A 22,548-nucleotide genomic window follows, 5' to 3' on the forward strand; every position below is an offset into this window, starting at 1 on the left:
AGATGACCTTCGATACCCCCCGTCCCGGACACGAGGACGTCGCCGAGAACGCCATCGAACTCAAGGACGTCCAGGGGCTCTCCCAGGGCCAGATCGTCTGGCGCCGGTTCCGCCGACACCGCGGCGCGATCGGTGGCCTGCTGGCGCTGCTCGCGGTGGTGGGCCTGGCGTTCACCTCGATCGGTTTCGGCCCGATCCCGGGCTGGTGGCAGCACACCCCGAGCTCCCGGCTCGACCTGATCAACCCGATGGGCCGGCCGACCATGGCGTTGCCGACCTGGCTCGGTGGCTCCGGGTTCGCGATCGGCGACGCGCCGTTCGGCCAGGACGAGATCGGCCGGGACATCTTCGCCCGCACCATGCGTGGGGTGCAGACGTCGGTGCAGGTGATGGTGATCATCGGACTGGTCTCCGCCGTGCTCGGCGTGCTGATCGGTGCCTGCGCCGGCTTCTACCGGGGCTGGATCGACCAGGGTCTGATGCGGCTGACCGACCTGATCATCACCTTCCCACTGGTGGTCGTCGGCGCGGTGCTGGGCAAGATCGCCGGTGGCGGCAACGTGGCGCTGCTGGCACTCTTCCTCGGGCTGCTGATCTGGCCGGGCATGGCCCGACTCGTCCGAGGCGACTTCCTCAGCCTGCGCGAGCGCGAGTTCGTGGACGCCGCCCGGGTGGCCGGGGCCAGCGACTGGCGGATCATCCGCAAGCACATGATCCCCAACGCGATGGGCGTCATCATCGTCAACCTGACCCTGGTGATGTCGGCCGCCATCCTGCTCGAGGCGGCGCTGAGCTACCTCGGCTTCGGAGTGCAGACCCCGAACGTCTCACTGGGCCTGATGATCTCCCAGTACCAGTCGGCATTCAGCACCCGACCGTGGCTCTTCTGGTGGCCCGGCTTCTTCATCATCGTGTTGGTGCTCAGCATCAACTTCATCGGTGACGGGCTGCGCGATGCCTTCGACCCACGTCAGAAGAAGGTGCCCACCGCCCGCCAGATGGCCCGCGCCGCCCGCAAGATCGAAAAGGGAGCCCCCCAGTGACCGCCGAAGTGGGGTTTGTGGCCCGCCGAGGTGGGGTTTGTGGCCCGCCGAGGTGGGGTTTGTGGCCGTCAGCCGAGCGCCAGCAGGCCCAGCATCGCGACCACGACCACACCAGCGGTCACCACAGCCAGCTGATCCCACTGCACGACCGGACGGTCGGCGTCGTTGGACTCCGTGCGCGTGAGATCGGTATGCGCCCGGACCCGCTCCAGTCGCTGCCGCACCATCACGGCCGCCTCGGTCTCCTCGGCGGCGGCCCGGGCCCGACCCATCGGCGCGGGGACCGCCCACGCGTTGAAGTCGCCGTACCTGGTCTCCACCCGCAGCCCGTAGCGACTGTGCGCCTCCAGCACGCACGACCAGGGCAGGTGCACGCTGCGGAAGACGTTGCGCAGCAGTACGCCGCGCTCGTCCAGCACCAGGTGCGGGCGCCAGAAGGCCAGCCAGGCCGTCGCGGCGACCGCCAGCAGGCCGGCCGACAGCCTCGGCTGACCGTCGTAGGCCATCGCCACCGCACCGCCGGCGCCGAGAACCGTCACCGCGGCGCCCACCACCCGGGCGAAGCTCGACCGATACACCTGTGTCCACTGGCTCTCACCCATGGGGCCAGCCTTCCAGACGACGCCCGCCGATCGCGGGCCGGTACGCACCACGAGGAGGAGCAGCGATGAGTGCTGACACCCCCCAGTCGCCCACCTCGAAGGCGGGCGAACTCGTCCTCGAGGTGCAGGATCTCGACGTCTCGTTCTTCGTCGACGGTGAGTGGCACACCGCCGCCACCGAGATCAGTTATGACGTACGCCGCGGCGAGGTGCTCGCCATCGTCGGTGAGTCCGGATCGGGCAAGACCCAGTCGTCGATGTCGCTGCTCGGTCTGCTGCCCAGCAACGGTCGCGCCGCTGGCAGCGCGAAGCTGCTCGGCAAGGAGCTGATCGGGCTCCGTGGGCCGGACCTGCGGCGGGTCCGCGGCAAGGACATCGCGGTGATCTTCCAGGAGCCGATGACCGCGCTCAACCCGGTGTACACGATCGGCTTCCAGATCTCCGAGGCGCTGCGCTCGCACCTGCCGATGGACCCGAGCCAGGCCAGGGCGCGTGCCCTGGAACTGCTCCGGATGGTCGAGATCCCGGAGCCGGAGCGGCGCTACGACGCGTTCCCGCACCAACTCTCCGGGGGGCAGCGCCAGCGGGCGATGATCGCCCAGTCGCTCGCCTGCGACCCGACGCTGCTCATCGCCGACGAGCCGACGACCGCCCTGGACGTGACCGTGCAGGCGGAGATCCTCAAGCTGATCCGCGACCTCAAGGACCGCATCGACTCCGGCATCGTGCTGATCACCCACGATATGGGGGTCGTCGCCGACATGGCGGACCGGATCATCGTGATGAAGCAGGGCCGGATCGTCGAGTCCGGGGACGCCCACCAGATCTTCCACGATCCACAACACCCCTACACCCGCACCCTGCTCGATGCGGTGCCGCACTTCGGCAGCTACTCCGACCCCAAGAGCGCCACCGCCGTGCCGGTCGGACCTCCGGTGCAGGAACCGTCGGTCGAGCCGGACAACGCGGTGCTGGACCTGCGGCACCTGGTCCTGGAGTACCCCAAGCAGGGGAGTCAGCCGGCCTTCCGGGCCATCGACGACGTCTCGTTCCACGTCGACCGGGGCGAGGTGGTCGGCCTGGTGGGGGAGTCGGGCTCCGGCAAGACCACGATCGGCCGCGCCGCGGTCGGGCTGCTCAAGGTGAAGTCCGGCAGCCTCCGGGTGGCCGGAGTGGACATGGCCACCGCCCGCCGTCGGGACCTGAAGCCGCTGCGCCGCAAGGTCGGCATCGTCTTCCAGGACCCGGGGTCGTCACTGAACCCCCGGCTGCCGATCGGGGAATCCATCGGCGAGCCGCTCTACCTGCACGAGAAGATGCGCGGGGCAGAACTGAGCCGGCGGGTCGAGGCGCTGCTGGACAGCGTCGAACTCGCCCGGGACATGCGCAACCGGTATCCGCACGAACTGTCGGGTGGTCAACGCCAGCGGGTCGGCATCGCCCGGTCACTGGCCCTGGAGCCGGACTTCCTGGTGGCGGACGAGCCCACCTCGGCCCTGGACGTGTCGGTGCAGGCGAAGGTGCTCAAACTCTTCCTGGACCTACAGCGCGAGCACGGTTTCGGCTGCCTGTTCATCAGCCACGACCTGGCGGTGGTGGAGATGCTGGCACAGCGGATCGCGGTGCTCAACCACGGGAAGCTGGTCGAGATCGGGCCCCGCGAACAGGTGGTGCACAACCCGCAGGATCCGTACACCCGGCGACTGGTCGCCGCGGTGCCGGTGCCGGATCCCGACGAGCAGGCCGCCCGCCGGATCCGCCGCGACGAGTTGATCGCTGCCTCCGGGGTCTCCTGATTTCCCCACCGTGGCCGCCTCTGGCAGAATGTCCGGCTGAGTCGTCACACGTGCCGGACCCTCTCATCCGTCACGTGCAGCGCCCATTCCGGAGTCGTGATGCGGACCCCACCCGTCGTCGCTGCTCCACCACACCACAGAGCTTGTGAGGAGACACCACAAACGTGGCCGTCAAGATCCGCTTGAAGCGCCTGGGCAAGATCCGGGTCCCGCAGTACCGCATCGTCGTCGTCGACTCGCGCAAGAAGCGCGACGGTCGAGTGATCGAGGAGATCGGCAAGTACCACCCCAAGGAGGACCCGTCGTACATCGACGTCGTCTCCGACCGGGCGCAGTACTGGCTGGGCGTCGGCGCGCAGCCGACCGAGGCCGTCGAGGTCCTCCTGAAGATCACCGGCGACTGGCAGAAGTTCAAGGGCGAGCCTGGTGCCGAGGGCACGCTGAGGGTCGCCGAGCCGAAGCAGGACAAGTTGGCCCGCTTCAACGAGGCACTCAAGGACGCGCAGAGCGCGCCCAAGGAGGCCATCGCGCCGAAGGCCGCTGAGAAGGCTGAGCCGAAGGCTGACAAGGCCGAGGAGAAGGCTGAGCCCAAGGCTGAGGAGAAGGCCGAGGAGAAGCCCGCCGCCGAGGCAGCGTCCGAGGAGCCCACCGAGGCCAAGGGCGACGAGGCCGAGACCCCGGCCGAGGCCTGAGGATGGTCCTGGCCGAGGCGCTGGAGCACCTGGTTCGTGGCGTCGTCGACAACCCCGACGACGTCACCGTCACCGACCGTGAGTTGCGACGCGGCCCGCTGCTGGAGGTGCGGGTCCATCCCGACGACCTCGGCAAGGTGATCGGTCGCGGCGGTCGCACCGCCACCGCGTTCCGCACCGTCATCTCGGCGCTCGCCGGCCGTGGCGGCGCCAGGATCGATTTCGTCGACGTCGACCGTCGGCGCTGATCAACAGTGCCCGAGGTCGTCGTCGGCCGGATCGGAAAGCCGCACGGACTCCGCGGTGAGATGACCGTGGACGTGCGCACCGACGAGCCGGATCTTCGGTTCGCCGCCGGTTCGGTGCTACGCGCCGAACCACCTCGAGATGCTGCCCCGACTCTCCCCGCCACCATCACGGTGGCGGGGAGTCGGTGGCATGGCAACGTCTTGTTGTTGAGGCTCGACCAGGTCCCCGACCGGACGGCCGCGGAGGCGGTGCGCGGCACCCTTCTGCACGCCACCCTCGCGGACGACGTCACTCCCGAGGACCCCGACGAGTACTACGCCCACCAGATCGAGGGACTCACTGCGGTCGACACCGACGGTCGCGAGCTCGGTGTGGTGACGCGCCTGTTCACCGGCGCTGCCCAGGACCTGCTCACCGTGCGTACGCCGGAGGGCCGGGATGCGCTGGTCCCGTTCGTCTCCGCGCTGGTCCCCGAGGTCGACCTGAGGACTGGTCGGATCGTGATCGCCGACCGTCCCGGGCTGGTGACCCCGTTCCCGGACGAGACCTGAGGCGGATCGCGTGCAGATCGACGTGCTGACGATCTTCCCCGACTACCTCGCTCCGCTGGAGCTCTCACTGACCGGCAAGGCCCGTGAGCGCGGCCTGCTCGACATCGGTGTCCACGACCTGCGCGGCTGGACCCATGACCGGCATCGAACGGTCGACGACGCCCCCTACGGCGGCGGTGCCGGGATGGTGATGCGCCCCGAGCCGTGGGGTGAGGCCTTCGACGAGCTCGAGATCGACGGCGCGACGGTGGTGATCCCCACCCCCTCCGGCCCGCTGTTCACCCAGCAGACGGCGCGGGAACTGGCCGCCGAGGAGCGCCTCGTCTTCGCCTGCGGGCGGTACGAGGGCATCGACGCCCGGGTCGCCGAGCACGCCCGGACCCGGGCCCAGGTCCGGGAGCTGTCGATCGGCGACTACGTGTTGAACGGGGGAGAGGTGGCCGCGATGGTGATGATCGAGGCGATCGCCAGGCTGATCCCCGGGTTCATGGGCAACCCCGACTCCTTGGTCGAGGAGTCGCACGAGGACGGCCTGCTCGAGTACCCCGTCTTCACCCGCCCGGCCCGTTGGCGTGGGCTTGAGGTGCCGGAGGTCCTCCTCGGCGGCAACCACGGCGCGATCGCGGCCTGGCGGCGCGACCAGGCGATCCGGCGTACCGCTGAGAATCGGCCGGACCTGCTCGGGGAGTGAGCCGGATCCGCTCGGTGTGAGCGATCGGTAACGGTGCCGTGAGGTTTCAGCCGATTCTGATACACAAGCGAAACAATCGCGGGGTTCGGGCTTAACGCGTCGCGGGCACGATTCCATCGAACGCGTTCGGCAGCAATGGAGCTGCGGGCGCCTAGTGCTCCCCGAGGCAAAAGAGGTAGGTATGTCCACCGATCTTGCGTGGCTTCTGTTGTGCACGGCCCTGGTGATCTTCATGACGCCGGGTCTGGCCTTCTTCTACGGCGGTCTGGTCAAGTCCAAGTCCGTCGTCTCCATGATGATGCTGAGCTTCGGCTCGCTCGGCCTGATCACCGTGCTGTGGGTGCTGTACGGCGCCACCGGTATCGGCACCCTGGGCGACGGGCCGATCAGCCAGTTCTTCGGCAACCCGTTCCAGGACTTCGCCCTCACCGAGGCGGTCCAGGCTGACGACGACACCCTGGGCGGCATCGCCTTCGGTGCGTCCTTCGCGATCATCACCGTGGCGCTGATCTCCGGCGCCATCGCCGACCGTGCCCGCTTCTTCCCGTGGCTGCTCTTCGCCGGCATCTGGGCCACCCTGGTCTACTTCCCCGGCCAGGCCTGGGTCTGGGGCGACGGCGGCTGGATCATCGAAGGCAAGGGCATCCTCAACGGTGTCGGCGCCCTCGACTGGGCCGGCGGCACCATCGTCCACCAGGCCTCCGGTGCGGCGGCTCTCGCTCTCGCGCTGGTGCTGGGCAAGCGGAAGGTCGGCTTCTCCAAGGAGGAGTCCGCTCCGCACAACGTCCCGTTGGTGCTCATCGGTGCCTCGATCCTGTGGTTCGGCTGGTTCGGCTTCAACACCGGCGCGCACGCCGACACCGAGGCCCAGACGAGCCTGATCTTCCTCAACACCCTGATCGCTCCGGCCGCTGCGATGCTCGGCTGGCTCGTGGTCGAGCACTTCCGTGAGGGCAAGGCCACCGCGGTGGGCGCGGCTTCCGGCATTGTCGCCGGCCTGGTCGTCATCACCCCGGCCTGTGCGCACATCGACCCGTGGGTCGCGATCGTCCTCGGCGCTCTGGCCGGTGCGGTCTGCGCCGTCGCGATCGACCTGAAGTTCAAGCTCGGCTTCGACGACACCCTGGACGTGGTGGGCATCCACCTCGTCGCCGGATTCCTCGGCTGCATCGCGCTCGGCTTCGTGGCCAAGTACGACGCTGAGGGCCTGTTCTACGGCGGCGGCTTCGGTCAGCTCTGGTCGCAGTTCGCCTCGTCGATCGTCGTGATCGCCTGGGCGTTCGGAGTCGCCTTCGTGGTCGGCACGCTGATCGAGAAGACGATCGGCCTCCGCGCCAAGGAGGAGGACGAGATCGCAGGTATCGACCTGGTGCTGCACGGTGAGGGCTACGCCCTCAACAACCAGTGAGTCTGTGCCCCTAGGTCACCGACCCGCAGGCCCGTCCCGGTTCGTCCGGGGCGGGCCTGCGGCCTTGTGGGGTGACGCCGGGCTCAACGAGGCAGGGGGCGGACCCGGCGGCTGGCGGTCTGGATCCGCACGCTGAGCTCGTGCACGTCGTCGAGCATCTGCTGGGCCAGCCACACCGGGGCTCGCCGGGAACGCTTGGCCCTGGTCAGGACGCCGGCGTCCACCAGGGTCGCGATGGTCTCCTCGGCCTCGGCCGCGCCGACACCGAGGCTGTCGGTGACCAGGGCCAGGTTGATGATCGGCTGCTCGGTGAGCAGGTCGAGCAGCCGATGCAACGGGGTGCCGGGTCGGGAGCCACCGACGGCGTCGTGCCACTGGTCGCGGGTGGCGTGGATGCTCTCGGCGGTGCGCCACGACTCCGCTGTGGCGTTGCTGGTCGCCGATGCCAGCATCGCCACCAGCATCCGGGCGGAGCCGTCCCGGTAGTGGTTCAGGGCCTCGAAGTAGAGCTCCCGATGGGCGACCAGTGCGGACGCGATCGGCACGGTCAGGTGGCGCGTCGCCCGCCGGCGTCGCAGCACGGCATGGATCAGCGCCCTGCCGATCCGCCCGTTGCCGTCGATGAAGGGGTGGATGGACTCGAACTGGGCGTGCACGATCGCTGCCTGCGCCAGCGCGGGCAGGTCGTCCCGGTTGGCGAACGCGAAGAGATCGTCCAGGTAGTCCGGCACCGTGTCGGGAGGCGGTGGCACGTGCATGGCGTCACGGGGCGAGTAGTCGCTGCCGCCCACCCAGTTCTGGGTACGTCGTACCTGACCGGCCCGGTGGGCCTCGTCGGGGTGTCGGCGGAACAGGTCGTGGTGGGCGCGCAGCATCGCCTCGAGACGCAGAGTCCGCGTGGTGTCGGCGTCCTCGATCATCCGGGTCATCGCCCGGGTCGCCGAGGCCATCGACACGGCCGAGGCGTTCCCGCCCTCGCCGAGCAGGGCACGGCCGTAGTCGGCCAGGCTGGCGTCGACGTTCTCGATCTTCGAGGAGTCCACCGCCTCGGTGCGGATCTGCAGGTGGTTGAGAGCGGCGAGAGTGCGTCCGTGGACGAGATCGAGGTGCTTGAGGTTGCCGGCACTGGCCGCTGTCATCGCCGAGAGCGAGCGGTCCATCGGATAGTCCAGGTCCCGGATCAGCGGCGGCAGCATCACGGTGATCTCCTGCACCTGCCGGTCAACCCGTGGCCCCCGCGGGTGCTGCTGCCGCCACGGCCGCCGCTCGCTGGTGTGCGGCATCCAGTCGGCCGGGTGGTCGGGAGCGATCACGGCGCCATCCTCGCACGACCGGCCGGCCCCGGATTTCGGACTCGGTGACCGGATGTGGCATCCTTGATCGCTGGTGCACGTCGCCTCTGCCACAGGGGAATCGTCGTCATGCACCGACCACGATCCTTTCGCCCCCTTGCCGGGCGGCGACCGAGTCCGCGGCTGACCTGTGGCATCCGTGAGGAGCAACGATGACCAACGCCATCAACGATCTGGCAGCTGCCAGCCTGCGCACCGACCTCCCCGACTTCCGGGCCGGCGACACCGTCAAGGTGCACGTCAAGGTGGTCGAGGGCAGCCGCTCCCGCGTCCAGGTCTTCCAGGGTGTGGTGATCCGCATCCACGGCTCCGGCATCGGCCGCACCTTCACCGTCCGCAAGGTCTCCTTCGGTGTCGGCGTCGAGCGGACCTTCCCGTTGCACTCGCCGATCTTCGAGGAGATCGAGGTCGTCACCCGCGGTGACGTCCGTCGCGCCAAGCTGTACTACCTGCGCAACGTCCGCGGCAAGGCCGCCAAGATCAAGGAACGTCGCGAGCTCTGACCGGTCGCTGGCTACGCTGACTTCGTGACCACCGAGGACACCGACCGCAAGGTCGGCAGGAAGCCATCCGTGCCCTGGTGGCTGGAGACCGTGCTTCTGGTCTGCTTCGCCCTCGGCCTCGCTGCGCTGATCAAGGCCACCCTGCTGCAGGCCTTCTACATCCCGTCGGAGTCGATGGAGCCGGGACTGGTCACCAACGACCGGATCCTGGTGCAGAAGGTCTCCTACTGGGGGTCCAGCGAGCCCGAACGTGGCGACGTGGTGGTCTTCGCCGACCCCGGGGGCTGGCTCGGGTCGCACCAGCACCTGGGACCGCCCAACCTGCTGGCCGAGGCGCTGTCGGTGATCGGCCTCTATCCCACGGGCGGTCACCTGGTGAAGCGGGTCATCGGCGTGGCCGGCGACCGGATCGCCTGCTGCGACGACGAAGGGCGCCTGCTCGTCAACGGAGTCCCGTTGGACGAGGCCGACTACATTCGCGAGCAGCGCCGGTGCAACGGTCCGATGACCGGCGACTGTGACTGGACCGTCGAGGAGGTGCCCGAGGGCACCGTCTTCGTGATGGGCGACAACCGCAGTCAGTCCGCAGACTCCAGCGTGCACCTGTGTGCCGCGTCGCGCCCGAACTGTGACGAGTCCGAAGCATTCGTGCCCGTCGACCACGTGGTCGGCAAGGTCTTCGCGCTGGTCTGGCCACTGGACCGGATCTCTCTGGTGAAGCGCCCAGCCGTGCACGACGCCGCCCGCTGACACCGGACCCCGAGGGCAGCAGTGAATGACACCGACACCCCCCGCGGCGTTCGCCTGAACTGGTGGCAGGAGGCGGTCGTCCTGACCGTGGCCGCGATCACCGTGGCCGTGCTGGTCAAGGTGTTCGTGATGCAGGCCTTCCACATCCCGTCTGAGTCGATGGAACCCGCCCTGGTCGCGGGGGACCGGATCGTCGTCGAGAAGTGGGCGACCGGCACGCCTCGGCGTGGTGACGTGGTGGTCTTCACCGACCCGGGTGGCTGGTTGCCGGTGGCCACGAGTGAACCGTCGGGGCTCGAGCAGTTGCTCACCCTGATCGGGGTACGCCCCGCTGACGGGCACTTGGTGAAGCGGGTGGTCGGAGTGCCCGGAGACGTCATTGAGTGCTGTGACGCCCAGGGGCGTCTGCAGGTGAACGAGATCGCCGTCGCCGAGGAGCCGCTGCTGCGCCCCGGCGCCGCCTGTGCCGGGCCGATGATCGACAACTGTCGCTGGAGTGCCGGCCCGGTCCCCGAAGGTCACGTGTTCGTGATGGGGGACCATCGGTCGAGGTCGGCGGACTCGACGGCGCAGATGTGCCGGCAGTCCCAGACCGAGTGCGCAGGTGGCCGGGAGTTCGTCTCCGTCGAGCGGGTGGTGGGACGCGTCCTCGCTGTCGCCTGGCCGCCCTCGCGCTGGCAGCGGGTGCCACGCCCGGACCTCTACCGAGTCCTCGATGAGTGACCTGCCCCGGGGTGCGACGGTGCGCCGCGACGCCGGCCTCTACGGGTATGAGCGTGCCCTGCGGCGGGCTGGCATCGACCCGATCGCCGGCGTGGACGAGGCGGGACGCGGCGCCTGCGCCGGTCCTTTGGTGGCCGCCGCGGTGATCCTGCCCGAGGGGACACGTGGCCGGGTCCCCGGGCTCGCCGACTCCAAACTGCTCACCGCCCGGGCGCGGGAACGCTGCTACGCCGAGATCCAGCGCCGGGCGGTGGCCTGGTCGGCGGTGGTCGTCGAGTCCGGGGAGTGCGACGAGTTGGGCATGCACGTCGCGAACATCGAGGCGCTGCGACGGGCGGTGGCCAAACTGGCCGAGCGGCCGGCGTACGTGCTCACCGACGGGTTCGGGGTGGATGGGCTCGGCGTCCCCGGATTGGCGGTGTGGAAGGGCGACCGGGTCGCCGCCTGCATCGCGGCGGCATCGGTGATCGCGAAGGTCACCCGGGACCGGCTGATGGCCGACCTGGACCGTGCCCACCCGGCGTACGGCTTTGCGGTGCACAAGGGCTACGTCACCGCCGGCCACTCCGAGGCGCTCCAGCGCCATGGACCCTCACCGGTCCACCGGATGCGTTTCGAGAACGTCCGCCGCGCCGCGGCGGCGATGAACCCGAACGCCACACCCTAGGATGAAGCGGTGAGTGCCGAGGAGCTCGAGAAGTACGAGACCGAGATGGAGCTGACGCTCTATCGCGAGTACCGCGACGTGGTGAAGATCTTCAAGTACGTCGTGGAGACCGACCGTCGCTTCTACCTGTGCAACGCCGTCGACGTGAAGGCGCGCACCGAGGCCGGTGACGTCTTCTTCGAGGTGACGATGTCGGATGCCTGGGTGTGGGACATCTACCGACCGGCGCGGTTCGCGAAGACCGTCAAGGTGCTCACCTTCAAGGACGTGAACGTGGAGGAACTGGCAGCCCCGGACATGGAGCCCCCGGATTCCTGATTCCCGGCCTGGGACGTCGGGGCGTTGCCGAATCTTTACCTGTGACCGGCGTCATGCATGCCCATCGGTCACCGTTACTAGGACGAACGTCCCGTATACGTCGTAGGGTTGGCCCCGGGCGGATGAGGGCCGCCTGGCATCTGGGAGGGAACCACATATGAGTAGGTTGCGTCGACGCGACCGGGAGACCGGTGCGGCTGCAGTGGAGTTCGCGCTCGTGGTGCTGCCGCTGCTGATCATCGTCTTCGGGATCATCACCTTCGGGTACATGCTGAGCTTCCGTCAGGCGATGAGCCAGGCCGCCGCGGAGGGGGCTCGCGCCGCCGCGGTGGCGATGCCGAACACGCCCAGCGCCGAACGGGTGACCCGAGCCACCGACGCGGTGAATGCCGCGGTCGGGTACGGCGTCGACTGTGACCACCCCGGCATGACCTGCGCGATCGTCGTGGACTCCTCCTGTGGGGCGAACGGGTGCATCCGGGTCACGCTGACCTATGCCTACCGGGCGAATCCGCTCACCCCCCTCTTCCCGGGTCTGGGGCTGGCGATGCCCGAGCAGTTGAGCTACACCGCGATGGCGGAGGTCAGCTGAGATGGCACGCCAGGGGAGTTCACGCAGGGATGAGCAGGGCGCCGTCGCGCCGATGGTGGCCATCATGCTGGTGGTGCTGGTGATGTTCGCGGCGTTCGCCGTCGACCTCGGCATGCAGCGAGTGGTGGCCCGGGACATGCAGGCGCTCGCGGACCTGGCAGCCCTCGACGCGGCCCGGCAACTCGACGGCCGTGCGGCCAACGATTCCTCGCTGATCGCTGACGTCGAAGCAGCCGTCGCCGCCAGCGTGGTGCGCAACGCCACCACGTTGGGCACGCTGGACGGTCAGCCCACCGTCCGCCTCGGCACCCTCGACGCGGCCGGCAACTTCCTGCCCGGGGGCAACCCCGCCACCGCCGTCGAGGTCACCGCCCGATCCACCGTCGGCTTCGTCTTCGCCCAGGTGGGAGGCGGCCCCAGCGAGGGGTCGGCGACCCGGAGCGCGGTGGCCGAGGCGACCACCTCGGCATGTTTCCGGATGGGCTCCTACGCGTTGCAGTTGGCCACCAACGACTCGATCCTGGCCGCGTTGCTCGGGAATGCCGCCGCCACCCGCGTGCTGGGCTATCAGGGTCTGGCCACTGCCGAGGTCTCGCTGCTCGGCCTGGCCACCGAACTGGGTCTGGGCAGCCCCCACGAGCTGGTCGACGCCAACCTGACCCTGGGCGAGCTTCTGGACGCTGCCGCCGTGGTGCTGAACCAGGAGGGCGAGTCCGGGCTGGCCGCGGAGTTGCTCACACTCAAGACCGATCTGGGGGCGCGGGCCAACGCTCAGGTCGACCTCGGGGAGCTGCTGGATCTGGGGGTCGGCACCGGCTCCGTGGCCACCGCTTCGGTGAACCTGTTGCACCTGATCACCGGCACCGTGATGGTCGCCAACGGCGAGAACCTGATCCGCATCGCCGACCTGGATGTGAACGCGGGTGGGACCACGCTGCGTGCCAACCTGAGGGTCATCGAGGTGCCGCGGCTCGCCTGCAACGACGGGGAAGCCCGCACCGGGCAGATCCAGTTGAGGCTCCAGGCGATGGGGCCGGTGAAACTGTTGCCGACCAGCGGGCTGAACTCGCTGCTGGGCCTGCTCGGCTTGAACCTGACCACGGTGGATCTGGAGGTCCGCAACCTGCTCGTCACGTTGGATGCGGCGTCGGCGAAGGCCCGGCTCACGCCCGACCTGACCTGTGGGTCGGGGTCGGTCAGCGTCGATGTCTACGAGATGGCGCTGGCGGATGTGACGCTCACCGGCTCCGTGTGGCTGGGAACCCTGCGCCTGCTGCCGCCGGGCACGACCTGGACCGAGCTCGCACGCCTGGTCGATGTCGGCACCGCCCCCTATCCGGGCGGCACCCATCAACTGCTGATCCCCGAGCACTACGACACCCCGCTGACCGTAGGGCCTGCCGTGCCACCCTCGGTGACGCTGAGCAGCGGCGAGGTGGTGCTACTGGGGTCGGTCAACCTGGGGCCGCTCGTCAACCTGGTCAACAGCGTGCTGGCGCCGGTGCAGAACCTGCTGCTGGGCCCGGTCTTCGATGCCTTGGGCATCAGCGTGGCAGGCGCCGACCTGTGGGCGGTCCGGCAACCGACCTGCCAGCACCCCGCGCTCCGCGGCTGAGTCGGGACCTTGGTCCTGTCATTGTCCTGACTCTGGCCAGCACCCTCCCGGTACGGCGGCGGACAGGGGAGAATCTGTGCATGGGAGGGGTGCAGCAGTTCGCCGAGCAGGCCGCTGCGCCGGTCGCAACCTGGGACGCCGAGCTGGTACTGGCCGAGGCGGCTCGTGAGTTCCGACAGGCGCAATGGATGCCACTGCGTGCCTTCTGCATCCGGGTCTATGCCGCCACCGGCGTGCCCGCCCAGGTGGTGCATCAGCAGGTTGCCGATCACCCTGATCATTTCGCGGTGATCGGGTCGCTCGGCAACGAAATGGTCGGCCTCACGCGCAGGTATGCCCATCAGGCCGCGGCCGATGACTCGGGCCGGGTCTGGTTCGAGCTGGTGAGTCGACTCGAGGTCGCTCCGCCGGTGACGTTGCTGGTGCCCAGTCGTTCCGGCTCGGGTGACCTGACACGGGTCCGGTTCGATCGTGTCGAAGCGGACGGAGCGCCGGAGTACTGGATGACCCTGCACGCGCCCACCCCCCAGGTGTGGGACCGGGTGGCGTCCGGTGCCTGGGTGCCGGTCGAGTCGGACTCGGATGCCCCCGAGTGGTGGCCGCTGCTGCCAGCACCCACCGCACCCACCCCGGCCGGGCTCCTCGCCTGGCGTTCCCTGGATGCGAGCCGGTGCGCAGCGCGGGCACGGGCGCTGCTGGTGGGGCGCCTGGACCTGGCCGGGGGGCGGATGTCCCTCACCGAACCGGAACCACGCCACGGAGGGTCGATCACCGCGCGGCAATGGTGGGCGCTGGTGACCGGCACCGCCCGGGTGCCGGCGCAGTCAGCTGTCCTTCGGGTCGAGGGCCCGCCGCCAAGGTAAAGCCTTGGCCAAAGCCGGATCCATCCACAGTGCCCCTCGTTAACGTGGTACCAGTCGCGCACCACGAAGACGTATGGGCTCGTGGAAGGAGACTCAATTGTTCGCGCCACTGACGGGGAGGCGCACGCGGCGGAGCGGCGAGCGCGGGGCCACCGCAGTGGAGTTCGCGCTCATCGTGCCGCTGTTGCTTCTCCTCGTGTTCGGAACCATCCAGTTCGGCCTCTATCTGTGGTCGGTCCAGGCTGGTACCTCGGCGACCGCCCATGCGGCCCGGCGGATGGCGGTCGGCGACTGTCGTACCGAAGCTGAGGTGCGCAATGTCGTGAGGGCACGGCTCGGGGCACTTGCCCCGGCGAACAACAATCAAATCGGCGTGACCATGAACCTCCCCGATGAGATCGGCGCCCAACTCACCCTCCGGGTGACCTTCCCCGGCTTCGACCTCGGGTTGCCGTTCATCCCGATGCCGAACAACGGTCAGGTGATCCGGGAGTACGCCGCCCGCGTCGAGAGCACGGAGTCGCTCAACGGAGGCTGCCAGCCATGGTGAGACGCGATCGCGACGAGCAGGGCGCCACCGCAGTCATTGTGGCGATGATGGCCCTGGTGCTCTTGGGGAGTGCGGCCTTCGCCATTGACCTCGGCCGCGCGGTGGTCAGCAAACACAGCCTGCAGCATGTGGCCGACTTCGCCGCCCTCACCGCCGGCGCCGACGATGCCCTGCCGGCGCAGGGTGGACCGGGGTGCGGTGCCTGGATCCAGCCGTCGTCCGAGGTGGCCAGCCGTGCCGCCGAGTACCTCACCGAGAACCTGCCTGGCGCCACATCGGCAGGACAGTTGATGAACTGCGATCTGGCCGACGGCGAGGTGATCCACGGCTGGATCGAGAGCGACGGCACCATCCATCCGCACCGCAACATGCTCACTGTGGTGTCTCCCGGTCAAGACATCGACTTCGGGTTGGGGCGGATGATGGGAAGTGATGGGGTCACCGTCTCGGCGCATGCCACCGTCGAAGTGCGTTCGCCAGTGATGAGGACGATGCCCGTCTACGCGTACGACGGCTGTGACTGGGGGCAGCAGACCCTGATCAATCCCAGCAACGGCCACGCCACCGACGTCGTGCTCGCTCTGGCGGGACACACCAACGGCAAGATCCCGTTCGACATCGTCACCAACCCCGCCTCCTCCCCGGCGCAGGTGCCGGTCGGGTCCACGGACACGATCGTGCTCCGTCGCCAGGGGAACCAGGGTGACGCCTTCGACGAAGAGCCGCTGGTGACCCACGTCGGCTTCTTCGAGGCCGGCGGGCATGCCCCGGTGGTGGTCACACCGGCATCGGTCACCGCCAACGAGGTGGCCATCGTGCTGCCGCTGAGCGTCACCGGCGTCCAGACCACGTGGTACGTGCGGGTGGGCGTCGAGGTGGACGGGACGATCACCTGGTCCCAGGTGATCGTGGGCAGCGGCAACAACGCACGCCTGGCGGCGATCCCGCTGTCGATCGGGGAACCGGTGCTGACCTGTGACGAGGGTTCGAGCGAGGGCAACTTCGGCAGCTTGGTTCTTGAGCACCCGCAGGGTCCGAATGGGCAGGATGCCAACATCGCCTACAACATGGCGGCCGGGCTGAGCAACCCGCTGGCGATCCACCCGATCCCGCCGGGGTCGGCGACCTGCCACGACAACCCGCCGGGCACCGTGATGTGGCGCAACGACGGCACCAACTGTGTCCAGGCCAGGGTGGGGCTGACGCTCAGCGTCGCGGAGGATGGCCTGATCGACGGGGTCGGTGGCCAACCTGGCCGACTGCGGGACACTTCCTCGGGCGTGATGTGCTCGACCGGGAACACGGTCACCCGTCAGGGCAAGACCCTCAACAACGACCCGCTCAGTTGCTGGTTCAAGGAGTCGGGGGTGAACGTCGCCGATGTGCGCAGTCCGTCGTACTCGGGGGGCGTGGTCCTGGACGGCGGGATCTTCGAGTCACCACGCTTCTCCTTCGTCCCGCTGCTGGCCGTGCGTCCCGGACCGGGGACCAGCCAGCGCTACAAGATCGTCGGCTTCCGGCCCGCCTACATCACCGATGAGCCGGGCTCGGCGACGAAGGGCTACTCCGACAACAGCAGGCTGCTGGGCATCGGGTTCACCAACAACAACAAGGTGGAGCGGATGGTGGTGACCTTCATCCATCCCGACGCCCTGCCCCCCGTGCCAGTGACCGAGACCACCGTCTACACCGACCCGACCGGACTGGCACCCAAGGTGCTGCTGATGGTGGACTGAACCGCTCGGCCACTTGCCGTCCACAGCCGTTGAACCCCGGCCGGTTCTCCACAGGCCCTGAATCGGGCCTGTCGCCAGGGCACCGATCCCGGTTGGCTTCCTGTCCAGGAGGTCAACATGAGGACGATGGCTCGACAGGCGCTCGGCGCCTATGGGGAAGGGCTCGCAGCCCGCACGCTGAGCGAGACCGGGATGGTGGTGCTGGACCGCAACTGGCGTTGCGACGCCGGCGAGATCGACCTGGTGCTGCGCGACGGCAACACCCTGGTGATCTGCGAGGTCAAGACCCGCACCAGCGATGAGTTCGGGTCACCACTGGAGGCCGTGGACGCCACGAAACTCGCCCGGCTGCGACGACTCGGGGCCCGGTGGGTCACTGAGCACGGCATTCGCCCCGACGACATCCGGATCGACCTGGTCGGGATCGTGCGGCCACGCCGCGGACCCGCGGTCATCGATCATGTGCCGGGGGTGGGTTGAGATGCCCGTCGCCACCGCAACCACCCTCTCACTCGCCGGTGCCGTGGGACATCTCATCGACGTCCAGGTCGACGTCTCCCAGGGCATGGTCGGCACCACGCTCGTGGGGCGTGCGGACGCCACCCTCAACGAGGCGAAGGACCGCTGCCGGATGGCGATCGCCAACACCAAGGTCGAGGGAGCGGACTGGCCGACCACCAGACGCGTCACGATCTTGTTGTCGCCGGCCGACCTGCCTAAGACCGGCACCCACTTCGACCTCGCGATCGCGGTGGCCATCCTCGGGGCGCAGGGTGCCTTGCCCGCCGACTGCCTCGATGGCACCGTCTTCATCGGCGAGCTGACGCTGGCCGGAGGGCTGCGGTCGGTGCCGGGAGTGCTACCGATGGTGATGGCCGCAGCCAACCGCGGCCTCCGTCGGGTGTTCGTCCCCGAACCGCAGGCCTCCGAGGCAGCGATGGTGCCCGGCGTCTCCGTCTTCGGGATGCGCTCCCTGGCCCAGGTGATCTGTGAGTTGCGCGGTGTGGAGCTGCCGGAGGCGCCACCTGTGGCACCGATGTCCGGAGCCCGCCTGCTGGCCTGGCGGGGACAGGACCGGTTCGAGGAACACGACCTCGCCGACGTGCTCGGGATGAAGGACGCCAGGTTCGCCCTGGAGGTGGCCGCGGCGGGCGGACACCACCTGATGCTCAGCGGCCCCCGCGGTGCCGGCAAGACCACACTGGCCGAGCGGATCCCGGGCATCCTGCCACCGCTCGGCGACGAAGAGGCCCTCGAACTCACCGCCATCCACTCGCTGGCCGGCGCTCTCGAACCGGGGGACCGGATGCTGACCTCGGCCCCGTTCTTCGCGCCGCACCACGACGCGAGCAAGGCGAGCCTGCTCGGCGGCGGCACCGGCCGGGTCCGGCCGGGCGAGCTCAGCCGCGCGCATTCGGGGGTGCTCTTCCTCGATGAGTTCCCGCTGTTCCGTGCCGACGTGATCGAGGCCCTGCGCCAGCCCCTGGAGAGTGGCGAGATCACCATCGCTCGCGGTGAACAGTCCGCGACCTTCCCGGCCCGAGGCATCGTCGTGCTGGCCGCGAACCCGTGTCCGTGCGGGGACTTCCACCCCGACATCTCCCTCGACGGATGTCGCTGCTCGGAGGTGCGCCGCCGGGAGTACCGCGCCAAGTTCACCGGGCCGGTGGCGGACCGGATCGACATCACCCGACACCTGACCCCGGTCCGTGCCCACGAGATCCCCGAACCGTTCGGTCCCGGCCCGGAGACATCCGCGCAGGTCCGGACCCGGGTGATTGCGGCTCGGCAGCGACAGCAGCAGCGCTACGCGGGCAGGTCCTGGCGGCTGAACGGACAGGCTCCCGGCCCGGTGCTGCGTGAGGAGTTCCCGCTCACCGACCTCGCGAACCGACGCCTGGACGCCGAGACCTACACCGGGCGACTCACCCGGCGCGGCGCCACCCGGGTGCATCGGCTGGCCTGGACCGTCGCCGATCTGCGGCACCAGGATCAGCCCGGCGAGGCGGAGGTCGACATCGCCTTGAGGTTGCGCACCGGCGAGCCGTTGATGATGTCCACCCTGGAGCGCTCGGCGTGACCAGCACCGACGACCGGCTGGCCCGGCTCGCCCTCACGCTGCTGACCGAGCCCGGCGACCCACGGCTCTCCGATCTGGTCGAAGAGATCGGGGCGGCCGAAGTTCGCGACCACCTGCTCGCCGAACGCGACCTGAACGGAGTGCGCAGCGATATCGCGACCCGGCTCGATGACATCGATCCCGCGCGGGTGCTGCGCGAGGCCACCGAGCGGGGGATGAGGTTCCTGATCCCCGGGGACGCCGAATGGCCCACCCAGCTCGACGACCTGCACCACGCCGAGCCTGTGTTCGACCGAGGAGGGCCACCCTTGGGGCTCTGGGTGCGGGGACCCCTCGACCTGCGCGCCCTGGCTCTCTCGGTGGCCGTGGTGGGTGCCCGCTCCTGCACCAGTTATGGCGACGAACTCGCCGCCCAGATGTCCGCCGAGGTGGCCCAAGGTGGTGTGGCCGTCGTCTCCGGGGCCGCCTTCGGGATCGATCGGGCCGCGCACCGTGGCGCCCTGGCAGGAGACGGCCACACCGTCGCCGTGCTGGCCTGCGGGGTCGACCGGGCCTACCCGGCCGCCCACCGCGATCTCCTCGACCACCTGGCCCGGCATCACGCGGTCGTCTCCGAGGCCGCTCCCGGCTGGTCGCCCACCAGGATCCGGTTCCTGTCCCGGAACAGGCTGATCGCCGCCCTGTCCGGGGGCACCGTCGTGGTCGAGGCGGCCGTGCGCAGCGGCTCGTTGAGCACCGCGAACTGGGCCTCCCGCCTCGGCAGGCAGGTGATGGCGGTCCCCGGCCCGGTCACCAGCGCCCAGTCCGAAGGGGTGCACGAACTGCTTCGTGCCGGCGGTGCCACTGTCGTCAGCCGTGCGGCGCACATCCTGGAGGCGGTCGGCGGTGTGGGGGAGCACCTCCTCGAGGCGCCTCGGGCCCCGACCCGGCCCAGGGACCGGCTGCCGATCCGGGACCAGCAGGTGCTCGATGCTGTCCCGGTGAGTCATCCTGCGGCGGCGGCCTCGGTCGCGCGGACCGCCGGTGTGGCCCTGACCGAGGTGCAGCACATCCTCGATCGCTTGGATCAGGCAGGCCTGGTCGTCCGGCTCGACAGTGGTTGGCGACTCGCCGCGGCGGCCCGGGCCTGACCCGGACGCGGCGGGCTAGGGTCGGCGTGTGGAACCCCAGGTGACCGAGGAGTTGCCGGAACAGTTCAGCCGGGTGCTGGCTGACTACGAGCGGCACCTCGCCAGCGAGCGCAATCTGGCCCCGCTGACAGTGCGCGCCTACCTGACTGACATCCATGGCCTGCTCGAGCATGCCCAACGGCTCGGCATCACCGAGGTGGCCGCCCTCGACCTCCGCGCGCTACGGAGTTGGCTGGCGTTGCAGACCACGAAGGGTCGGGCCCGGACCACGCTCGCCCGCCGCGCCACCGCAGCCCGGGTGTTCACCGCCTGGCTGGCACGGACCGACAGGATCCGCGTGGACGTGGGCTCCTCACTCGGGTCGCCGAAGGCGCACCGCACCCTGCCCCCGGTCTTGGACGAGAGGGAGGCGCGGACGTTGCTGGACGCGGCGGCCGCCCACGCCGACGAGGGACCGGTGGCGGTCCGCGACGTCGCCATCCTCGAACTTCTCTACGCCACCGGGATCCGGGTGGGCGAGTTGGCTGCCCTCGACGTCGACGACGTCGACTTCGAGCGACACGTGGTCCGGGTGTTCGGCAAGGGCCGCAAGGAACGGGTCGTCCCGTTCGGCCAGCCGGCGGCGCAGGCGCTGTTGTCCTGGCTGCGCCACGGACGCCCGGCGCTGATCGTCGACGGTGCCGGTGGAGCACTCTTCCTGGGCACCCGTGGTCGACGCATCGACCAGCGGGCGGTGCGGACCATGGTGCACCGCCGTCTCGCCGACGTGCCCGGTGCTCCCGACCTGGGACCGCACGGGCTCCGGCACACGGCCGCCACCCATCTCCTCGAGGGAGGCGCCGACCTGCGCTCGGTCCAGGAGATGCTCGGCCACGCCTCCTTGGCGACCACCCAGCTCTACACGCATGTCAGCACCGACCGGCTTCGGCGGGCCTACCGTCAGGCCCACCCCCGCGCCTGACCTCGATCCACGGGAGGCTCCACGCCGACCCGGAGTGCGCCTCAGGCGGGTGATGCTGTCGGGAGGCCGTGGCTGGTGGCCGCCCCGAGCAGATGATGGTCATAGCTGATGATCACGTCGGCGCTGTGTCGCAGTGCCGTGGCTAGGTGCAGTGCATCCAGGGTCCGCAGCGTGGAGCCGGCGAGCAACCCTGCCTCGGCGAACAGGGACCTCGGTGCATCGACGAGGTTGACCCCGCTCAGCGCAGTGGTGACGTCGGCTTGTGGCAGGTCCATCCGATGAGCCGCTCGACGCGCCTCCGTCTCCAGCAGGATCGAGGACATATGTTGACCGGACAGGCCGCCGCGGAGTTGTGAGACGAGCGCTGTTGACTCGGGTTCCTCGACCAGGAGCTTGAGGAAGGCGGAGGTGTCGAGGTAGAGCCTCATCGCCGTTCCTCGCGAAGAACATCAAGCACCGCACCTGTCGTATCAAGGACCTTGTGTCGCTTGAGGTGTTCCCACGGTGCCACCGCAGCCGCTGGCTTGAGCAGCTCCGACTCCCAGAGATCATCGTTCCCCGGTGGGCGCAGCACCGCCACCACCTCGCCGTGGTTGGTGATCTCGAAGACCTCTCCGGCCGCGACTCGGCGAAGGATCTCGGAGCTGCTGTTCCGCAGCTCGCGGTGTGGGATCCGTTCCACCTCGACACTCCTTGCGATGCTCACGGTTGACCGCCCAGAATACGTAGCAATCGTAGCAACCGCGGCGCGGTCGGCGCAGCTGTCGGGGTGGGCCGGGGAACGGATGCGTCGGTGTGCTGACTCGGCGGGGGCAGATCGCTCCACAGTGGCAGCAGTCTCACGGGGCGCACCCCGACCAGGCTCAGCGGATCCAGGTACTCCTCACCACGGCGCCACCCCCAGTGCAGGCAGGAAGTCGGGAAGCAGTGCGACCCGTGCACCTGCAGCACCCCGATCCTGGCCCCGGCGGACACGGTCGTGCCGACGTCCAGCAACGGCGACACCGGCTCGTACGTCGTACGGGTGCCGTCCGCGTGGGCGACGACCACCACACCGCGACCGGCCAGCGACGCGGCGTAGGTGATCTCCCCGGGCATCGCCGCCACCACCGGCTGGCCGACCCGTCCCAGCAGGTCGACGCCGCGGTGCCCGGGTTGCCACGGCTGCGCGGGAGGGGAGAAGCCGGTCACCACCTGGGGGACCGGCTCCAGCGGCCATTCGCCTCGAGGCTCGGGCGCGGCCGCAAGAGACGGTGCCGACCATCCCGTCAGACACATCGCGAGGCACAGGGTCAGGGCGGCGAGCCGACACCGGCTCCGGACTCCGTTCATACCGAGCAGGGTGCCTGCGACAGGAGGACTGGCGACGCCTCCCGACCGGACCTGTGGAAAAGGGCGCTCCTCGTTCGGGTTGGGGACGAGAACCGGCCCGGGCAGTCGATTTAGCCGAACCGCCTCGCGTCGACTAGTCTGACGGGTGCAGTTCCCATGCTTTCGGGCGTGGGTGCTGACTTCGCACGCACGCAGACCACGACGGATCCCACCTGGTGGGGCCCGATCGCCCGTGGGCGTGGCTCCGGTAGTCCTTCGGGTCGGGCCATGCGCGTCGTCAGGGCATCCACCCGGATGCGGCAACTGAAAACCACAGCGTCATGCCGCCAGGCGTGGCCACATCA

The 22,548-nt window shown here is 69.4% G+C and carries 26 protein-coding genes; 21 read left to right on the top strand and 5 right to left on the bottom strand.

What is annotated here, in order from left to right:
- Positions 1-2: 2 nt before the first annotated feature.
- On the top strand, positions 3-1,043 hold the full coding sequence (locus tag JKG67_RS00405; RefSeq protein ID WP_203335295.1) for an ABC transporter permease: 1,041 nt from the start codon (positions 3-5) through the stop codon (positions 1,041-1,043).
- A gap of 68 nt (positions 1,044-1,111) precedes the next feature.
- Here JKG67_RS00405 and JKG67_RS00410 read toward each other — a convergent pair whose 3' ends face one another.
- Positions 1,112-1,645: a PH domain-containing protein gene (locus JKG67_RS00410; protein ID WP_203335296.1), complete on the bottom strand. Its 534-nt coding sequence runs from the start codon at positions 1,643-1,645 to the stop codon at positions 1,112-1,114.
- A gap of 65 nt (positions 1,646-1,710) precedes the next feature.
- Here JKG67_RS00410 and JKG67_RS00415 point away from each other — a divergent pair, with 65 nt between their 5' ends.
- The 6 genes from JKG67_RS00415 (at position 1,711) to JKG67_RS00440 (ending at position 7,032) form a co-directional block, all read left to right on the top strand.
- On the top strand, positions 1,711-3,441 hold the full coding sequence (locus tag JKG67_RS00415) for an ABC transporter ATP-binding protein (protein ID WP_203335297.1): 1,731 nt from the start codon (positions 1,711-1,713) through the stop codon (positions 3,439-3,441).
- 164 nt (positions 3,442-3,605) lie between these two features.
- Positions 3,606-4,133 (top strand): 30S ribosomal protein S16, encoded by a 528-nt coding sequence (gene rpsP, locus JKG67_RS00420; RefSeq protein WP_203335298.1) that lies wholly within the window; start codon positions 3,606-3,608, stop codon positions 4,131-4,133.
- Between the two features lie 2 nt (positions 4,134-4,135).
- Positions 4,136-4,381 carry an RNA-binding protein gene (locus JKG67_RS00425; RefSeq protein ID WP_203335299.1) on the top strand — a complete coding sequence of 82 codons (246 nt, stop codon included), beginning with the start codon at positions 4,136-4,138 and terminating at the stop codon, positions 4,379-4,381.
- Positions 4,382-4,387: 6 nt separating this feature from the next.
- Entirely contained in the window at positions 4,388-4,933 is a 546-nt protein-coding gene (gene rimM, locus JKG67_RS00430) for a ribosome maturation factor RimM (protein WP_203335300.1), read from the top strand.
- 10 nt (positions 4,934-4,943) lie between these two features.
- Complete coding sequence (trmD, locus tag JKG67_RS00435) at positions 4,944-5,624, top strand: tRNA (guanosine(37)-N1)-methyltransferase TrmD (RefSeq protein WP_203335301.1); 681 nt, start codon at positions 4,944-4,946, stop codon at positions 5,622-5,624.
- Positions 5,625-5,805: 181 nt separating this feature from the next.
- Complete coding sequence (locus JKG67_RS00440) at positions 5,806-7,032, top strand: ammonium transporter (protein WP_203335302.1); 1,227 nt, start codon at positions 5,806-5,808, stop codon at positions 7,030-7,032.
- An 83-nt stretch (positions 7,033-7,115) separates the two neighbouring features.
- Here the strand turns inward: JKG67_RS00440 and JKG67_RS00445 are convergent, their stop codons facing one another.
- Positions 7,116-8,345: a Fic family protein gene (locus JKG67_RS00445; protein WP_307816349.1), complete on the bottom strand. Its 1,230-nt coding sequence runs from the start codon at positions 8,343-8,345 to the stop codon at positions 7,116-7,118.
- A gap of 191 nt (positions 8,346-8,536) precedes the next feature.
- On the opposite strand from JKG67_RS00445, the gene rplS reads away from it, so the two are divergent.
- The 14 genes from rplS to JKG67_RS00515 all read left to right on the top strand — a co-directional run bounded on the left by rplS (position 8,537) and on the right by JKG67_RS00515 (position 20,872).
- Positions 8,537-8,887 (top strand): 50S ribosomal protein L19, encoded by a 351-nt coding sequence (gene rplS, locus JKG67_RS00450; protein WP_203335303.1) that lies wholly within the window; start codon positions 8,537-8,539, stop codon positions 8,885-8,887.
- A 24-nt stretch (positions 8,888-8,911) separates the two neighbouring features.
- Complete coding sequence (lepB, locus tag JKG67_RS00455; RefSeq protein WP_307816350.1) at positions 8,912-9,637, top strand: signal peptidase I; 726 nt, start codon at positions 8,912-8,914, stop codon at positions 9,635-9,637.
- A gap of 21 nt (positions 9,638-9,658) precedes the next feature.
- Positions 9,659-10,360 (top strand): signal peptidase I, encoded by a 702-nt coding sequence (gene lepB, locus JKG67_RS00460; protein WP_307816351.1) that lies wholly within the window; start codon positions 9,659-9,661, stop codon positions 10,358-10,360.
- The gene (locus tag JKG67_RS00465) at positions 10,353-11,027 is read left to right on the top strand and encodes a ribonuclease HII (RefSeq protein WP_203335304.1); all 675 of its coding nucleotides are present in this window, start codon (positions 10,353-10,355) and stop codon (positions 11,025-11,027) included. Before lepB (JKG67_RS00460) ends, JKG67_RS00465 begins: the two co-directional genes overlap by 8 nt.
- Positions 11,028-11,036: 9 nt before the next feature.
- Positions 11,037-11,345, top strand: a complete 309-nt coding sequence (locus JKG67_RS00470) for a DUF2469 domain-containing protein (RefSeq protein WP_203335305.1) — start codon at positions 11,037-11,039, stop codon at positions 11,343-11,345.
- Positions 11,346-11,502: 157 nt separating this feature from the next.
- The gene (locus JKG67_RS00475) at positions 11,503-11,937 is read left to right on the top strand and encodes a TadE/TadG family type IV pilus assembly protein (RefSeq protein WP_203335306.1); all 435 of its coding nucleotides are present in this window, start codon (positions 11,503-11,505) and stop codon (positions 11,935-11,937) included.
- A 1-nt stretch (position 11,938) separates the two neighbouring features.
- Entirely contained in the window at positions 11,939-13,552 is a 1,614-nt protein-coding gene (locus JKG67_RS00480) for a pilus assembly protein TadG-related protein (protein ID WP_203335307.1), read from the top strand.
- A gap of 80 nt (positions 13,553-13,632) precedes the next feature.
- Positions 13,633-14,415, top strand: coding sequence for a hypothetical protein (locus JKG67_RS00485; protein WP_203335308.1), 783 nt, complete (start codon positions 13,633-13,635; stop codon positions 14,413-14,415).
- A gap of 97 nt (positions 14,416-14,512) precedes the next feature.
- A complete protein-coding gene (locus JKG67_RS00490) occupies positions 14,513-14,965 on the top strand; it encodes a TadE/TadG family type IV pilus assembly protein (RefSeq protein ID WP_203335309.1) in 453 nt (150 codons plus the stop codon).
- On the top strand, positions 14,959-16,701 hold the full coding sequence (locus tag JKG67_RS00495) for a TadE/TadG family type IV pilus assembly protein (RefSeq protein WP_203335310.1): 1,743 nt from the start codon (positions 14,959-14,961) through the stop codon (positions 16,699-16,701). Before JKG67_RS00490 ends, JKG67_RS00495 begins: the two co-directional genes overlap by 7 nt.
- Positions 16,702-16,818: 117 nt before the next feature.
- On the top strand, positions 16,819-17,181 hold the full coding sequence (locus tag JKG67_RS00500; RefSeq protein WP_203335311.1) for a YraN family protein: 363 nt from the start codon (positions 16,819-16,821) through the stop codon (positions 17,179-17,181).
- A 1-nt stretch (position 17,182) separates the two neighbouring features.
- Complete coding sequence (locus JKG67_RS00505) at positions 17,183-18,781, top strand: YifB family Mg chelatase-like AAA ATPase (RefSeq protein ID WP_203335312.1); 1,599 nt, start codon at positions 17,183-17,185, stop codon at positions 18,779-18,781.
- A complete protein-coding gene (gene dprA, locus JKG67_RS00510) occupies positions 18,778-19,911 on the top strand; it encodes a DNA-processing protein DprA (protein ID WP_203335313.1) in 1,134 nt (377 codons plus the stop codon). The genes JKG67_RS00505 and dprA overlap by 4 nt, the downstream gene beginning before the upstream one ends.
- 28 nt (positions 19,912-19,939) lie before the next feature.
- Positions 19,940-20,872 carry a tyrosine recombinase XerC gene (locus tag JKG67_RS00515; protein WP_203335314.1) on the top strand — a complete coding sequence of 311 codons (933 nt, stop codon included), beginning with the start codon at positions 19,940-19,942 and terminating at the stop codon, positions 20,870-20,872.
- Between the two features lie 41 nt (positions 20,873-20,913).
- Here the strand turns inward: JKG67_RS00515 and JKG67_RS00520 are convergent, their stop codons facing one another.
- From JKG67_RS00520 to JKG67_RS00530, 3 genes are read right to left on the bottom strand one after another with little or no spacing between them, the layout of a single operon-like run.
- Positions 20,914-21,300 (bottom strand): type II toxin-antitoxin system VapC family toxin, encoded by a 387-nt coding sequence (locus JKG67_RS00520; protein ID WP_203335315.1) that lies wholly within the window; start codon positions 21,298-21,300, stop codon positions 20,914-20,916.
- Positions 21,297-21,554: a type II toxin-antitoxin system Phd/YefM family antitoxin gene (locus JKG67_RS00525; RefSeq protein ID WP_203335316.1), complete on the bottom strand. Its 258-nt coding sequence runs from the start codon at positions 21,552-21,554 to the stop codon at positions 21,297-21,299. The genes JKG67_RS00520 and JKG67_RS00525 overlap by 4 nt, the downstream gene beginning before the upstream one ends.
- 20 nt (positions 21,555-21,574) lie before the next feature.
- Entirely contained in the window at positions 21,575-22,204 is a 630-nt protein-coding gene (locus JKG67_RS00530; RefSeq protein ID WP_238997763.1) for a M23 family metallopeptidase, read from the bottom strand.
- Positions 22,205-22,548: the final 344 nt, after the last annotated feature.

Origin of the sequence: Nocardioides limicola, from assembly GCF_016827675.1 — a bacterium.
Lineage (GTDB): Bacteria > Actinomycetota > Actinomycetes > Propionibacteriales > Nocardioidaceae > Nocardioides > Nocardioides limicola.